The sequence below is a fragment of the Rhabdothermincola sediminis genome (genome assembly GCF_014805525.1).
In the GTDB taxonomy this organism is placed as follows: domain Bacteria; phylum Actinomycetota; class Acidimicrobiia; order Acidimicrobiales; family Acidimicrobilacustridaceae; genus Rhabdothermincola; species Rhabdothermincola sediminis.
In genome coordinates this window covers 40125-54761 of sequence record NZ_JACFSZ010000012.1, presented here as the reverse complement: position 1 = coordinate 54761, position 14637 = coordinate 40125, and the positions used below count along the sequence as shown (strand labels likewise).

The 14637-nt window shown below is 70.3% G+C and carries 16 protein-coding genes; 10 read left to right on the top strand and 6 right to left on the bottom strand.

Annotated features, from left to right (window positions below):
* Nucleotides 1–75 precede the first annotated feature (75 nt).
* Nucleotides 76–2013 (top strand): DUF2207 domain-containing protein, encoded by a 1938-nt coding sequence (locus HZF19_RS11090; RefSeq protein WP_208028846.1) that lies wholly within the window; start codon nucleotides 76–78, stop codon nucleotides 2011–2013.
* On the opposite strand, the gene HZF19_RS11085 is transcribed toward HZF19_RS11090, so the two are convergent.
* The gene (locus HZF19_RS11085) at nucleotides 1957–3171 is read right to left on the bottom strand and encodes a YibE/F family protein (protein ID WP_208028845.1); all 1215 of its coding nucleotides are present in this window, start codon (nucleotides 3169–3171) and stop codon (nucleotides 1957–1959) included. The two genes, HZF19_RS11090 and HZF19_RS11085, sit on opposite strands and share 57 nt — an antisense overlap.
* Before the next feature lie 73 nt (nucleotides 3172–3244).
* Here HZF19_RS11085 and HZF19_RS11080 point away from each other — a divergent pair, with 73 nt between their 5' ends.
* The gene (locus tag HZF19_RS11080; protein WP_208028844.1) at nucleotides 3245–4456 is read left to right on the top strand and encodes a cytochrome P450; all 1212 of its coding nucleotides are present in this window, start codon (nucleotides 3245–3247) and stop codon (nucleotides 4454–4456) included.
* A complete protein-coding gene (locus tag HZF19_RS11075; protein ID WP_208028843.1) occupies nucleotides 4453–4806 on the top strand; it encodes a nuclear transport factor 2 family protein in 354 nt (117 codons plus the stop codon). Before HZF19_RS11080 ends, HZF19_RS11075 begins: the two co-directional genes overlap by 4 nt.
* Here HZF19_RS11075 and HZF19_RS11070 read toward each other — a convergent pair.
* Together HZF19_RS11070 and HZF19_RS11065 are read right to left on the bottom strand one after the other, a co-directional pair.
* Entirely contained in the window at nucleotides 4778–5371 is a 594-nt protein-coding gene (locus HZF19_RS11070; RefSeq protein WP_208028842.1) for a TetR/AcrR family transcriptional regulator, read from the bottom strand. The two genes, HZF19_RS11075 and HZF19_RS11070, sit on opposite strands and share 29 nt — an antisense overlap.
* Before the next feature lie 3 nt (nucleotides 5372–5374).
* Entirely contained in the window at nucleotides 5375–6163 is a 789-nt protein-coding gene (locus HZF19_RS11065; protein ID WP_208028841.1) for an SDR family NAD(P)-dependent oxidoreductase, read from the bottom strand.
* 28 nt (nucleotides 6164–6191) lie between these two features.
* On the opposite strand from HZF19_RS11065, the gene HZF19_RS11060 reads away from it, so the two are divergent.
* From HZF19_RS11060 to HZF19_RS11050, 3 genes are read left to right on the top strand one after another with little or no spacing between them, the layout of a single operon-like run.
* Nucleotides 6192–6773 (top strand): TetR/AcrR family transcriptional regulator, encoded by a 582-nt coding sequence (locus HZF19_RS11060; RefSeq protein WP_208028840.1) that lies wholly within the window; start codon nucleotides 6192–6194, stop codon nucleotides 6771–6773.
* Between the two features lie 14 nt (nucleotides 6774–6787).
* Nucleotides 6788–7882 carry an LLM class flavin-dependent oxidoreductase gene (locus tag HZF19_RS11055; protein ID WP_208028839.1) on the top strand — a complete coding sequence of 365 codons (1095 nt, stop codon included), beginning with the start codon at nucleotides 6788–6790 and terminating at the stop codon, nucleotides 7880–7882.
* A 49-nt stretch (nucleotides 7883–7931) separates the two neighbouring features.
* Nucleotides 7932–8588: a GDSL-type esterase/lipase family protein gene (locus HZF19_RS11050; protein WP_208028838.1), complete on the top strand. Its 657-nt coding sequence runs from the start codon at nucleotides 7932–7934 to the stop codon at nucleotides 8586–8588.
* A gap of 51 nt (nucleotides 8589–8639) precedes the next feature.
* Here the strand turns inward: HZF19_RS11050 and HZF19_RS11045 are convergent, their stop codons facing one another.
* Genes HZF19_RS11045 through HZF19_RS11035 form a run of 3 tightly spaced genes read right to left on the bottom strand, consistent with a single transcriptional unit; the run spans nucleotide 8640 to nucleotide 10376 of the window.
* Nucleotides 8640–9104 (bottom strand): 2,4'-dihydroxyacetophenone dioxygenase family protein, encoded by a 465-nt coding sequence (locus tag HZF19_RS11045; protein WP_208028837.1) that lies wholly within the window; start codon nucleotides 9102–9104, stop codon nucleotides 8640–8642.
* Nucleotides 9105–9138: 34 nt separating this feature from the next.
* Nucleotides 9139–9936 carry an SDR family NAD(P)-dependent oxidoreductase gene (locus HZF19_RS11040; RefSeq protein ID WP_208028836.1) on the bottom strand — a complete coding sequence of 266 codons (798 nt, stop codon included), beginning with the start codon at nucleotides 9934–9936 and terminating at the stop codon, nucleotides 9139–9141.
* A 17-nt stretch (nucleotides 9937–9953) separates the two neighbouring features.
* On the bottom strand, nucleotides 9954–10376 hold the full coding sequence (locus HZF19_RS11035; protein WP_208028835.1) for a flavodoxin family protein: 423 nt from the start codon (nucleotides 10374–10376) through the stop codon (nucleotides 9954–9956).
* Between the two features lie 23 nt (nucleotides 10377–10399).
* On the opposite strand from HZF19_RS11035, the gene HZF19_RS11030 reads away from it, so the two are divergent.
* The 4 genes from HZF19_RS11030 (at nucleotide 10400) to HZF19_RS11015 (ending at nucleotide 14457) form a co-directional block, all read left to right on the top strand.
* Complete coding sequence (locus HZF19_RS11030; RefSeq protein ID WP_208028834.1) at nucleotides 10400–10927, top strand: thermonuclease family protein; 528 nt, start codon at nucleotides 10400–10402, stop codon at nucleotides 10925–10927.
* Complete coding sequence (locus HZF19_RS11025; protein WP_208028833.1) at nucleotides 10920–11399, top strand: flavodoxin family protein; 480 nt, start codon at nucleotides 10920–10922, stop codon at nucleotides 11397–11399. Before HZF19_RS11030 ends, HZF19_RS11025 begins: the two co-directional genes overlap by 8 nt.
* 112 nt (nucleotides 11400–11511) lie before the next feature.
* Nucleotides 11512–12885 carry an FAD-binding oxidoreductase gene (locus HZF19_RS11020; protein WP_208028832.1) on the top strand — a complete coding sequence of 458 codons (1374 nt, stop codon included), beginning with the start codon at nucleotides 11512–11514 and terminating at the stop codon, nucleotides 12883–12885.
* A gap of 18 nt (nucleotides 12886–12903) precedes the next feature.
* Nucleotides 12904–14457: an acetolactate synthase large subunit gene (locus HZF19_RS11015; RefSeq protein WP_208028905.1), complete on the top strand. Its 1554-nt coding sequence runs from the start codon at nucleotides 12904–12906 to the stop codon at nucleotides 14455–14457.
* Nucleotides 14458–14637: the final 180 nt, after the last annotated feature.

The following is a 14637-nucleotide window of genomic DNA, read 5'->3' as shown; positions in this document are numbered from 1 at the left end:
GCTCACACTGAGCGACGCACCCGGAGCTGGAAGAGCGGGCACATGGCCCTGCCGGCCGCGCGAAGGTGGTGCGCGGTGCGCACGAAGGTCGCGGTCGCCGTGTCCCTCTTCTGGCTGCTCGTGCTGGTGAGCTCGAGCTGGCCCGATGCTGCCGGGGCCGCAGAGCGCCGCGACGACGTCCTGTGCGAAGGCGCCGCCCGCGTAGCCACGACCCCCGAGCCGTCCCCTGGCGGTGGGCTGCAGGGCGTGCCGGGCTCCGTGCCATCGCTCCCGACGTTCGTGCAGACCCGCGGTGAGGCGGTCCGCGCCTTCGCCGTCGACGTGCAGGTGGGCGAGGATGGCAGCGCGGTGTTCACCGAGACCATCGACTACGACTTCGACGGGAGAACCGACCGCCATGGCATCTTCCGGCGGCTCCGCCTGACCCAGCGCTGCAACGACGAGTGGGACCGCGTGTACCCCTTGTCCGTCCTCGACGTGACCAGCCCCACCGGCACTCCTGCCGACTGGGTGGTGGAGGACGGGCCGGACGGCACGACCCAGATCCGCATCGGCGACCCCGACCGCACCGTGCGGGGCCGCCACACCTACCGCTTGCGATACCGCCTCCAGGGAGTGGTCAACGCGTTCCCCGGCCACCAGGAGCTCTACTGGAACGTCACCGGCGACGGCTGGGACGTGCCGCTCTACGACGTGACGGTCGCCGTCCATGCTCCCACGCCGGCGTTCCGCCTCGCGTGCTACGCGGGCCGGCGAGGGTCGACGGCCACCTGCGACGCGGGCGAGCTGGCCGGCGATCGAGCCGGTTTCCAGCAGCAGCAGCTCATGCCAGGCGAAGGACTCACCGTGGCTGTGGCTCTGCCGGCCGGAGCTGTTGCTGACGCCCCCCTGCTCCTGGAACGGCGCTGGTCGCTCACCCGCGCGTTCTCCGTGACCCCGCTGACCGTCGGCGGCTCGGCGGCGCTGCTCGCCGCACTCCTGGCGGGGGTCGCGGCGCTCGCCTTCGCCGTCGGGCGGGACCGGCGCCTCGCCGGCTCGCCCACCGACATCGCCTTCGCACCCGCGGGGGCGGACGGTGTGCCCGTCCCACTCTTCGAGCGCGGTGACTCCCCGGTCGAGTTCGTTCCTCCCGACGGGGTGCGCCCCGCGCAGCTCGCGCTGGTCCGCAACGAGAGCGTCCGGCCGCTCGACATCTCGGCAACCATCGTCGACCTGGCAGTGCGTGGTGCGCTGCGCATCGAGCAGGTCGGCGAGGGACGCAGGAACGACTACCGGTTGGTCCGCCTGCGCGACGACGATCTCGACTGGCTCGGCTACGAGCGCACCCTGATGAACGCCCTCTTCGCCCGTCGGGACACCGTACTGCTCAGCGATCTTCGTAACCGGTTCGCGAAGCGCCTCGGGAACGTCATCGATCAGGTCTACGACAACGGGATCTCCCGAGGCTGGTTCGCGGCTCGTCCCGACCGGGTGCGGGTCCGGTGGCGAGCGCTCGGGATCCTGCTCACCGTGGTCTCCGCAACGGTGCTGGCCGCGGCCGCGTCCTTCACCACGCTGGCACTGCTGACCGTGCCGTTGCTGGTGGCGTCGTTGGCGATCGTGCTCTTCGCCGGCAGGTTCCCCAGACGCACCCCGGCCGGCACGGGCCTGCGCCGCCGGATCGGCGGCTTTGAGCAGTTCATGGTCGACTCCGAGGCACCACGAGCGAGGTGGGCCGAGCAACGCAACATCTTCAGCGACTACCTGGGCTACGCGGTGGTGCTCGGGATCACCGATCGGTGGGCCCGCACCTTCGCCTCCCTGGGTGTGGAGGCGACGGCCGCGACGAGCGCCTGGTACGTCGGCAACCAGCCCTTCACCGTCGAGCGCCTCAACGTCGTCACCACCTCGTTCACCACCGCGGCGAGCCGGACGCTGGCATCGACACCCCCGCCCTCGAGTGGAGGCAGCGGGTTCTCAAGTGGTGGCTCCGCTGGTGGTGGCGGCGGCGGTGGTGGCGGTGGGTCGTGGTGAGAGGAGCACCGCGGCGAGCGCGGTGGTGATCGGCACCGCGACGATCAAGCCGATGGAGCCCACGAGGGTCCTCACGATCTCCATCGCCACCAGCTCCCCCGCGGTCACCCGAGCCCAGGGCTGCCCGGCCTCCGCATACAGCAGCAGGATCGGCAGCGACGCCCCGGCGTAGGCCAGCACGAGCGTGTTGACGGTGGATGCGATGTGGTCACGGCCGATCTTCAACGCCGAGCGGTAGAGCTCCACCCTCGACATGGATGGGTTCGCCCGCCGGAGCTGCACCACCGCGGAGACCTGCGTGACGGTCACGTCGTCGAGCACCCCGAGGGCTCCGACGACGATGCCGGCCACCAGCAATCCACGTAGGTCGACCGCCTCGGCGGTGATCCGCAGGATCTGCGCTTCCTCACCGGTGAGACCGGTCAACCGGGTGAAGCCGACGAAGGCCTGCCCGAGCACCGCGATCACGGCGAGGCTGGCCAGCGTTCCGACCAGAGCGACGGTCGTGGTCAGGCGCACGCCGTGAGCCAGGTACAGGGCGAGGAAGGCGATGATCACCGTCGCCACCAGGGCGACGGGGAGGGCGGGATTCCCGCGGAGGAGCGACGGGAGGAGGAAGGCGAGCAGGACCACGAAGCTCACCACGATGCCGGCCAGGGCGCGCACACCCTGCCACCGCCCGAACAGCACCACCGCGACGACGAACAGCACGCCGAGCAGGAGCAGCGGTTGCGTGCGCTGGAAGTCCGAGAAGCTGTAGCGATACTCGGAAGGTGCGAACGGGTTGCGCGCGAGCACCACCCGATCCCCGGCCACGAGGGTCGGCTTGTCGAAGTCCGTGGCGAAGATCGTGAAGCGGGCGGTGTCCCCGTCGGCGGTGGCGGCGGTGACCCGCTGGCAGTCGGTGAGTGCCCCGCTCGCCTCGAGACCGGGGCACTCCTCGATCGTGACCGACTGGACGATGGCGTCGACGTAGCGGAGGGGGGTGCCACCAGGGTTCAACACGGGGCCTTCCCCGCGCGGCCACCAGACCATCAGCCCCACCAGCGCGAGCACGCCGATGGCGACGGCGGCCGTGAGAACGGTGTGACTCAGTTGCCAGCGCCGCTCGGGGAGCTCGAGGAGGACGCCGCCGTGATGGTCGTGACCGGTCGTCATCCCTGGAGTATCCTGTGTAAACGCTCGTTTACACCGTGATCCCGGCTCGTGGTGGAGCCGGAGAGGGGGCCGCATGCGACCGGCGATCGACCTCACCGACCTCGACTCGTTCGCGCAGGGCTTCCCCCACGACGTGTTCACCGAGCTCCGCCGCGAGGCGCCCGTCTGGTGGCACCCCCCGACCGAGCACACCCCCGACGGCGAGGGATTCTGGGTGGTCTCCCGCCACCCGGACATCGTCGCGATCGCGTCCGACGGCGATACGTTCTCCTCCCACACAGGCGGCGGGCGGGAAGGCGGAGGAACCCTCATCGAAGACCTCCCCTCCGGCTTCGCGGCGGGCGTGCTCCTCAACATGATGGACGATCCCCGCCATCAGCAGATCCGCAAGGTCGTCACCCCGGCGGTGACCCCCAGGGCGCTTCGGGCCATGGAGCCCGAGCTGCGGGCGCGCACCGAGTTGATCGTCGACGCCGCGGTGGGAGCGGAATCGTGTGACTTCCTCCTCGACGTCGCGGCCGAGCTGCCGCTGCAGGCCGCGGCCCGCCTCATGGGGGTGCCACAGGACGATCGCCACCGGCTCTTCGAGTGGGCCAATGCGACTCTCGACTACGACGGGCGGGAGCTCGGCGAGCAGGACGACCGGGCGACGGCCGCGTCGGCCGCGATGTTCGAGTACGGCACCTGGCTCATCGACCAAAAGCGCGCCACTCCTGACGACGGCATCATCTCCGCAGTCGTTCACGCGAGCTTCCTCACCGACCTCGAGCTGCAGATGTTCTTCAACCTGCTCATCGCGGCCGGGAGCGAGACCACCCGCAACTCGATCGCGGTCGGCATGCTGGCACTCATCGAGCATCCGGATCAGTGGGAGGCGCTGCGCAACGACCGATCGCTGATGCCCACCGCGGTGGAGGAGATCCTGCGGTGGGCCTCCTCGACCACCTACAACCGCCGGACCGCGACCCGCGACGTGACCGTTCGCGATCAGGACATCGCTGCTGGCGACAAGGTCACGCTGTGGTGGGCATCGGCCAACCGCGACGAGGAGGTCTTCCCCGACCCCTTCCGCTTCGACGTGGCCCGGGAGCCGAACCGCCATCTCGCCTTCGGCCACGGCGGGCACTTCTGTCTCGGGGCGAATCTGGCCCGGCTCGAGATCCGGTTGGTCTTCGAGGCCCTGCTCGACCGGGTGCGGGCCTGCGAGCTGGCCGGACCCGTGGAATGGACGCGCTCGAACAAGCACACCGGTGTGCGGCACATGCCCGTGAGGTTCCTCGGATGAGCGGGCCCGACGCCCTGGCTCGCCGGGCCGCCCAGCGCTACGTCGACGCGGTGAACGACGCCGACGGCGAGCGCCTCCTCGCGCTCTTCGACGAGCACGCCACCCTGCTGCACCCGACCGGGCGCTACGAGGGTCACGCGTCGATCCGCCGCTTCTACGAGGAGATCGTCTTCGCTGGACGAGCGAGGCTACGACCCGGGCGGCTGGTGGCCGAGGACCGCACCGCCATGCTCGAGTTCTTCGCCACCAGCCCGCTCGCCGACGCCGACGCCGCGCCCCTCCGCACGCTGGACGTGTTCACCGTGGACGGCAACGGGGCCATCACCGAGCTCGTCGTGTACTACCTCTAGGGTCAACCACCAGCGCAGGCGCGAGCACCCCGGCCAGCTCGCGGGACCGGCGCCGCAGAGCACGTGCTCGAGCCTCGGGTGGCACCATCACCAACTCGCCGTAGGTGCCCTGCACCAGGGTACGAAGCGTCCGTGCCAGCGGGCCCACCCGGGAGCTGCCCGTCAACTGCGGGAACAGCTCGACGATCCACCGCCGATAAGCCCGCTCGGTCGAGCGCCACAGCTCGTCCCGGGCCTTGACGGCAGCCGGATTCGAGCGCATGCCCTCACCCAGCATGATCCGGTAGATGTACTCGTATTCGACGTCCCGATCGAGGAGGGCGACCAGCAACCGGGTCAGGGTCGCCTCGTCGTCTCGTCCCCGCCGGACCGGGGCCCGCCCCTGGAACACGCGTTCACGGCGCTGCTCGACGATCGCTTCGAGAATCGCCTCCTTGGACGGGAAATGGCGGTAGAGGATGGCCACGTTGCAGCCGCACGCCTCGGCCAGGGCCCGCATCGACGTCGCCGTGTAGCCACGTTGCGCCATGAGCCGCAGCGCGGTGTCGAGGATCTCCTGGCGCACCGACTACAGGCCTAGCAGCTCCGTGACGCCGTGATCGCGACCGGCCGTGTATCCGCCGTCCACCACCAGTGCGTGACCGGTCACGAACGACGCGTCCGCGGAGATCAGGAACAGCGCCACGGCAGCCACCTCCTCGGGCCGGCCTAGGCGCCCGAGCTTGTGCTCACGCCGGACCTGCTCACGCACCGCTTCCATGCCAGCCGAGGAGTAGACGGACTCGGTCAGCGGCGTCTCGATGAAGCCGGGGCAGATCGCATTGGCTCGTACCCCCTGGCCGCCGTAGTCGATGGCGAGGTTCTTGGTGAGCATCACCACCCCGCCCTTGGACGCGTTGTAGGCGCTGCCGCCAGCGGTGCCTTCGAGACCTTCGACGCTCGCCAGGTTGACGATCGCTCCCCGCTCCCCGTCGACGGGCTCCTGGCGGAGCATGGCCGCGATCGCGTGCTTGCACACCAGCCAGGTGCCCGTGAGGTTCACATCCAGGACCCGATCCCACTCCTGGCGATCCAGCGTGTGAGCCGCGCCACCACCGGCCACACCGGCCGCGTTCACCACCCCGTCGAGCCTCCCGTGACGAGCGGCGAGCTCGTCGATCGCGTCCTGGACGGCCTCCTCGTCACGGACGTCGACCGGCATGACGTCGACCGGCGATGCGCTGACCTCCGCCACGTCGAGGCCTGCCACGATCGCGCCTTCCCCGTGGAACCGATGGACGCACGCCGCGCCGATCCCCGACGCCGCGCCCGTGACCAGGACCACCTTCCCGGCCAACCGACCCTTGTCACCGGTCATTGAACACTTGTATATCAGATGTCCAGTTGTGCAGCGCTCCGACCATCCCACCGACGAGCGGATCCTCGACACCGCGGAGGCCTGCCTGCAACGCCTCGGCCTGCGGCATCTGTCCGTCGGGGAGGTGGCGAGGCGGGCCGGCGTCTCCCGCGGGTCCGTCTACCGCTACTTCGCCGATCGCGATGCGCTCATCGACGCCGTGCTCGAGCGAGTCGCCGAGCGGTTCGTCGCCGGGTCCCGACCAGCAGTTGCCCGGCGCCGCTCGCTGGCCGCGCAGGTCGCTGAGGCCGCAGTGTTCATCCGGGAACACGTCGACGACGAGCAGCTCACCCTGCCGCTCGGAGAAGAAGACTCGATCCTCGCCATCCTCCTCACCGCTCGCAGCTCCTCCCTCGTGGAGCGATGGGTGGACTTCTGGCAACCCTTCCTCGCCCGGGCGGCGGCCCGAGGGGAGATCCGTGATGATCTCGACCACCAGGCTGCCGCCGAGTGGATCGTGCGGCTCCTGCTCTCGCTGGTCCTCATGCCCTCGGTGGCCGTCGACCTCGATGACCCCGAGGCCGTCCGGCGCTTCGTCCAGTCCCACATCGTGCGCGGCCTGAGCCGCTGAACCGGAGGTTCGCCATGGATTTCGCCCTCTTCTACGAGATCCCGGTGCCCAAGCCGTGGACTCCCACGAGCGAACACGATGCTTACCGCAACACGATCGAGCAGGCCGTGTGGGGCGAGCAGGCCGGCTTCTCCTCCTTCTGGACCGTGGAGCACCACTTCCTCGACGAGTACTCGCACTGCTCCGCTCCTGACGCCCTCTACGGCGCGATCGCCGCCAAGACCTCCCGCCTGCGGATCGGTCACGGGGTCAGACTGCTCCCGAAGCCCTACAACCACCCGATTCGAGCCGCCGAGGCGGCGGCGGTGGTCGACCTCGTCACCGACGGCAGGCTCGAGTTCGGCACAGGCCGCTCCTCCACCCGGGCCGAGCTGGAAGGGTTCGGCGCGGATCCGAACCTGACCCGCGCCCAGTGGGAGGAAGCTCTGCGCATGATCGTCGGCGCGTGGACCGAGGACCCCTTCGAGTGGGACGGCGAGTTCTGGCAGATGCCCGCTCGCCGGGTGCACCCCAAGCCCCTCCAGCAACCCCACCCACCACTGTGGGCGGCGTCGAGCAGCGAGCCGAGCCACGTGCTCGCCGGTGAGCTCGGGCTGGGCCTGCTGTCGTTCACCATCGGCGTCCCGCCCGAGGAGCTCGCCAACCGGATCGCCCTCTACCGTGACGCGCTCGGCCGTGCCCGCCCGGTCGGCAAGTCCGTCAACGGCCGCGCCGCCACCTTCACCATGGTCCACTGCGCGGACACCACCGAGAAGGCGTTCGAGGAAGCCCGGGACTCGTTCGAGTGGTACGTCCGCACGGCGCTGTGGCACATCGGGACCGTGGCCTCCTGGCTCGAGGGCAAGCCACTCGGCACCTACGACTACGCCGAGATCCTCAAGGACCTCGACCTGTCGCTGCTGACCTTCGACTACCTGGAGTCGAGTGGCTCGTGCATCGTCGGGGACCCGGAGCGCTGCCTCGAGGTGGCCGAGCGCTACCGGGCTGCCGGCTGCGACCTGCTGCTGTGCCTGGTCAACCCGTACGCGATCCCGCACCGGTCGGTCATGCGCTCGATCGAGCTCCTCGGTGAGCGGGTGATCCCCCACTTCCGCCAGCCGACGACCTGAGGTCGCTGCGGCGACATCCAGGTCAGCTCATCGGTATCGTGTCGGAGCGGTGAGGCCGTTCCCGCTACCAGGCGCCTCCCGACCGCCGGTCTCGGCCGTGGTCGGGGTCATCCTCGTGGCGCTCGTGCTCGGTGCGATGGCCTTGGCCGTGCCTCTCGGGCGCGAGCGGCCCCCCGTGGCGTTGATCGGCGACTCCATCACCTGGGGCGCCACCGACACCTTCCGGGAGGTCCTGGGCGACCAATGGGCCCTCACGATCGACGGCAAGATCGGCTACCGGGTCGGCCAACAGCTCCCCGCAGCCGCCCGAGCCGGCCGCCTCCCCCAGCGCCAGGTGGTGATCAACCTGGGCACCAACGACGTCACCAACAGTGACGAGGACATCTCCTCCACCGTCGACACGCTGCGAGGCCTCCTCGACACCCTCGACGGCGTCCGCTGCATCCACCTGGTCACCGTCAACGAACGCATCGAAGGTCATGGGCCCGGGGTCGGCCCGCGAGCCCTGGCGTTCAACCAGGCGCTGCGCGACCTGGCGGCACAGGACCCCCGCATCGACGTCATCGAATGGTCCGATGCGGTGGCCGCCTGGGAGGAGGCGAACCCGGGACGGACGCTCACCAGCGATTCCATCCACCCGAACGACGACGGCAACGCCCTGCTGGCGTCCCTCTACCGCGACGCGCTCGAACGCTGCGGGGCGTGAATCGCGCTGGCCCGGGCAGCACCCCCGGCGGGTCAGACGATCGCAGGTGGCCTACGCGCCGATGACGTCCGGTCGGCCGTAGCCCGCAGCCTCGCAGAGCATGAAGTAGCCGTCTCGGACGAACTGCGCGTCCCAGACGCTCACCACGTTGCCGTTCTCGTCGAGGTTGAGGTTCGCGCCCCGGATGGCGAAGAACACGTCGGTCACCTCGGTGTTGTCCTCCGGGACGGTCAGGGTGTGGACGGACCCGGCCGGCTCGAACAGGTACGAGCCCGCCCGGTTCACCTCCGGGTACTCCTTGTACTTCCAGCGGCCCGACACCGTGAACGCATAGACCTCGCCGGTGTGCTTGTGGGTCTGCACCTCGTAGCCGGGGTTGAACCGGGTCCGAACGACCCACAGGCCGGCCTCGATGTCGACCTGCAGGAGCTGCATCGTGCTGCCATCACCGATGTCGACGAAGGGCAGCTCGTCTTCGCCCCGGTGCAGGGCGCGGGGGATGTCAACCATCGTCATGAGCGTCATGGTTGCACGTCCCCGGCCGGGGCGCTCATCCGCCGCCCAGGATCTCCGGCTGCTTGAAGGCCGTCCAGCCGCGGTCGCAGGTGATCACGGCTCCCGTGAGGCTGCGCGACGCGTCGGACGCCAGGAAGACCACCACGTCCGCGACCTCCTCCGGGGTCTGCAAGCCCGTCGCGTGACCACGCTCGAAGCCGGCCTTGAGCGCCGGGCTCGCCCAGATCATCTCGTTCATCGGCGTATCGACGTACCCCGGGCTGATCGCGTTCACTCGGATGCCCAGCCGCCCGCAGCCGGGTGCCAGGGAGCGGGTGAGCTGGGCGACGCCTCCCTTCGAGGCTGCGTACCCATCGAGACCGCCGAGAGGCAGGTGCGCCATCGACGACGCGGTGTTGATGATCGAGCCACCACCGGTGCGCGCCATCACCGGGATGGCGAAATGGCAGCAGTAGAAGACACCCGAGAGGTTGACGGCGATGACCCGATCCCACACCTGCGGGGACACCTCGGGCGTGAACCCGTCACGGAACGGCCAGGCCACCCCAGCGTTGTTGTGCAGGACGTCGAGACGGCCGAAACGCTCGACGGCCGCCTCGACGAGTTGCTCGCACTGCGAACTGTCAGCCACGTCCGTGCGGACGAACACCGCCTCCCCACCCTCGGCGGCCAGGGTGTCCACCGCGGCTCGCCCACGCTCCTCATCGATGTCGGAGACGACGACCCGCGCACCCTCGACCGCCAGCGCCCGGGCCGAGGCGAGCCCGATACCCGACCCACCGCCTGTGACCACCGCGACCTTCCCCTCGAGGCCACGGGATCGCCGTTCCATGCCGGCCGCTCCGCCCCTCAGGCGGGGACGGCCTGCAGGAGGCGGTCGACGAACTCGCGGGCGCCCTGTTCCAGTCGGCTGCGCTTGATCGTCATGCCTCCGAGCACCTCGGCTCCTCGCCTCTCCATGATGCGGGTGAGCTTCTCGAGGGTCTTGCCCGGATCGATGGCGTAGGTGCAGTAGACGAGGCAGCGCTTGCCATCGATAGGCGGGAAAGACTCGAGGCGCGCTGCCCGGCCGGGACGCTGCCCGACGAAGAACAGGCCGTCGACCCATCCGCCCACCACGACCAGATCGGCGAGGGCCAGGGCCTGGTGGTCGATGGCGGTGATCGGGCACACGGTCGTGTCCACTCCCCGTTCGGCGAGCAGCCCGCCCATCAACTCGGCCGCCCGCTTGGTGTTTCCGGTGAGGCTCTCGTAGACGATCACGACCTTCACACCACGGACCCTACACTCGGGCCGTGCCCAGCTCGAAGCTCCGGCACCTCCTCGCCTGCGGTGTCCTCGTGATGCTGGCCGCGGGCGCCTGCGCCCGGCCCGAGCGGGCGTCTGACGCCGAGCCGGATCCGGGGGGCACAGCCACCGTCGAGCGGGTGGTCGACGGTGACACGATCAAGCTGACCGACGGTCGCCGGGTCCGGCTGATCGGCATCGACACCCCCGAGAGCGTCGACCCGCGGCGGCCCGTGGAGTGCCTCGGGAAGGAAGCCGCCGCGTACACCGCCTCGCTGCTGCCGCCGGGCACGAACGTCCGGCTGGAGCTCGACGTGGAGGAGCACGACCGCTATGGCCGCACCCTCGCCTACGTCCGCCGGTTGCCCGACGGGCTGTTCGTGAACCTGGACCTGGCGGAGCAGGGCTTCGCCGAGCAGCTCACCATCCCACCCAACGTGCGTTACGTGGAGGAGATCCGGGCGGCGGTGGCATCGGCCCGATCCGCGGGCCGCGGCCTGTGGGGGGAGGCGTGCGCCGGGGGCCGCGATGGCTGAGAGCGACACCAGCCATCTCCTCGTCGTCTCCCACTCGCAGACCGGGGGCACCCGGCGACTGGTCGAGGCCGCCGTGGCCGGCGCGCGGGCCGACGAGATCGAACAGGTCGAGGTTCGCTGGCGACCGGCGCTCGACGCGGGGCCCGACGACCTGCGGTGGGCGGACGCGGTGATCCTCGGGACGCCCGAGAACTTCGGGTACATGAGCGGCGGGCTCAAGGACTTCTTCGACCGCAGCTACTACGCGGTGGTGGAGGAGACCCGTGGTCTCCCCTACGCGCTGATCGTGAAGGGCCGCCACGACGACGGCAGTGGAGCGACCCGGAGCGTGCGGCGCATCACCACCGGTCTCGGCTGGAAGGAGGTCCAGCCACCCTTGATCGTCATCGGGGACCTGGAGGGCGAGCACCTGCAGCAGGCGACGGAGCTCGGCCAGACGATCGCGGCGGGACTCGAGCTCGGCCTGTGGTGAGCCGTCATCCCCATGAGCTTGACCGACCCGCTGCGGCCACCTACACAAGCAGGCACGCACCGGGGGCGCCGGCGGCACGAGCCGTCGACCGGGACAGCGGAGGGCACCGGAGTTGACCGAGATCGCGGCACTGCTCACCGGCATCGTGGGGCCGGCCAACGTGCTCACCGGCACCGCCATCAAGGAGGACTTCACCCACGACGAGGCCCTCGGCGGCACCCCGACCATCCCCGCGGCGCTGGTGTTCCCGGAGACCACCGACGAGGTCGCCGCCGTACTCCGGGTCGCCAACGAGCACCGCATCCCGGTCACCGCCCGCGGCAGCGGCACCGGGCTGTCCGGAGCGGCGATCCCCCGCGCCGAGGGCATCCTGCTGGCCTTCGACCGCATGAGCGCGATCATCGACATCGACACCGAGAACCACGTGGCGGTCGTCCAGCCGGGGGTGCGGCTCGAGCAGCTCGACGAGGTCACCCGTCAGCACGGTCTGGTGTACCCCGTCTACCCGGGCGAGTACAGCGCCAGCCTGGGCGGCAACGTGGCCACCAACGCCGGTGGCATGCGAGCGGTCCGCTACGGCGTCACCCGCCATCACGTGCTCGGCCTCGAAGCGGTGCTCCCCACCGGTGAGGTGATCCGTACCGGCGGCAAGTTCGTGAAGGCCACCACCGGCTACGACCTCACCCAGCTGATCATCGGCTCCGAAGGCACCCTGGCGATCGTCACCGAGGTCATCCTGAAGCTGTATCCGCGGCCGGCGCACCGAGCCACCGTCCTGGCACCGTTCACCACCCTGGAGGAGGTCACTGCCGCCGTCCCCCGCATCGTCGACAGCGGCATCGGCCCGGTGATCCTCGAGTACATCGACATGCTCACGATGAGCGCCACCTGCTCGACCTACGGCCTGGAGCTCGGGATCCCCCAGGAGATCAAGGACACCGCCCTCGCCTACCTGGTGGTGATGATGGAGAGCTCGCACGCCGACCGGCTCGACGAGGACGTCGCCGCACTCAGCGAGCAGCTCGCGCAGCTCGGCGCGGTCGACGTCTACGTGCTTCCCCCGAACGCTGCCACCCAGCTCATCGAAGCCCGGGAGAAGGCCTTCTGGCTCGCCAAGGCGAACAACGCCGACGACATCGTCGACCTGGTGGTGCCCCGTGCCGCCATCGCCCGGTTCATGTCCCGGGTCTCCCAGCTCGCGGCCGAGCACCAGGCTTGGATCGCCGGATGCGGTCACGCCGGTGACGGCAACGTGCATCTGGCCGTGTTCCAACCCGACCCGGAGGTGCGCTACCGCCTGATGCGCGCCTTGTTCGCCGTGGGGATCGAGCTGGGCGGCACCATCTCCGGCGAGCACGGCATCGGCACCGAGAAGAAGCGCTACTTCCTCGAGCTGGAGGACCCGGTGAAGATCGACCTCATGCGGCGTATCAAGACCGCGTTCGACCCCACCGGCATCCTCAATCCCGGCAAGCTCTTCGACTGAGGTGAGGTGGACCGAGCGATGAACGGCGCGCAGGCCCTGATCCGCACCCTCGTCGACGCTGGTGTCGACGTGTGCTTCATGAACCCCGGCACCTCGGAGATGCACTTCGTGGCCGCGCTCGACTCCGTGCCGGAGATGCGCGGGGTGCTCGGCCTGTTCGAAGGTGTCGTCACCGGCGCTGCCGACGGCTACGCACGCATGACCGGTCGCCCCGCAGCGACCCTGCTGCACCTGGGGTCCGGCCTTGGCAACGGGGTCGCGAACCTGCACAACGCACGCCGGGCCCGGTCGCCGATCGTGAACATCGTTGGGGACCACGCCACCTATCACAAGCGGTACGACGCGCCACTCGAGTCCGACATCGAGACGGTGGCCCGAAACGTCTCGGGTTGGATCCGGACCTCGCAGAGCCCGGACCAGGTGGCGCTCGACGCCGCCCAGGCCGTCGCCGCGTCCTACGGCCCACCCGGGCAGGTCGCCACCCTGATCTTGCCCGCGGACGTCTCGTGGTCACCCGCGCCCGGCCCCGCCGAGCCACTCGAGCGCCCCCGCGCCCGAGCCGTGGACGCCTCGACCGTGGAGCACATCGCCGGGGCACTCCGCTCCGGCGAACCCGCGGCACTGCTGCTGGGCTCGACCGCCACACTCGAGCAGCCGGTGGAGGCCGCGGCGAGGGTGGCGGCCGCCACCGGCGCCAAGCTGCTCGCCGAGGTGTTTCCGCCGCGCCTGGCGCGAGGCGCCGGCTGCCCGGCGGTCGAACGACTCGGCTACCTGGCCGAGTTCGCGGAACTGCAACTGTCGGGTCTTCGTCACCTGGTGCTGGTGGGCGCCGCCGCGCCGGTGTCGTTCTTCGCCTACCCGGGCAAGGCCAGCTATCTCGTGCCCGAGGGATGCGAGGTGCACGTGCTCGCCGGGCCGGGCGACGACGACGCGGGGGCGCTGGCCATGCTCGCCGAGTGCCTCGGCGCACCGCCGGAGCCGCCACGCCAGCCGGCCCAGCGCCCGCCGCGCCCCAGCGGGCCGCTCACCGCCGAGACGCTGGGACAGGCCATCGGGGCCACCCTGCCGGAAGGAGCGATCGTCTCCGACGAGGGCCAGACGATGGGCTTGTTCGTGGCCGGGTTCACCGCTGGCGCTCCACCACACGACTGGTTGACGCTCACCGGCGGAGCGATCGGTCAGGGCCTACCGGTGGCCACCGGGGCCGCCATCGCGTGCCCGGAGCGCAAGGTCCTCGCGCTCGAGGCCGACGGCAGCGCGATGTACACCTTCCAAGCCTTGTGGACCCAGGCCCGCGAGGCCCTCGATGTCGTGACGGTGGTGCTCGCCAATCGCTCCTACGCGGTGCTGAACATGGAGCTGAACCGGGTCGGCGCCGAACCGCCCGGTCCCCGGGCCAAGGCCATGCTCGATCTGACCGGGCCGGAGCTCGACTTCGTCTCCCTGGCTCGTGGCGCCGGAGTGCCCGCCACCCGGGCCGAGACCGCCGAGGAGCTCACCGACCAGCTCGCCGTGGCGTTCGCCGAGCCCGGCCCGCGGCTGATCGAGGCCGTCCTACCGGATCACCTCTGACCGGCTCCCGGCCCGCCTCCGACGCCGGCCACCTGCGACCCGCGTGGCCGATGTCACCCGTCTCGTTTTGACAGAGTCGCGTTACCCCCCGGTAACGTCCGTCATCGAACCGCAACATACGTGGGTTCCTGCTCGGGCGTGGTCGCCCCCTCTCGACCCCCGAGTCCTCCGTTCCCCTCC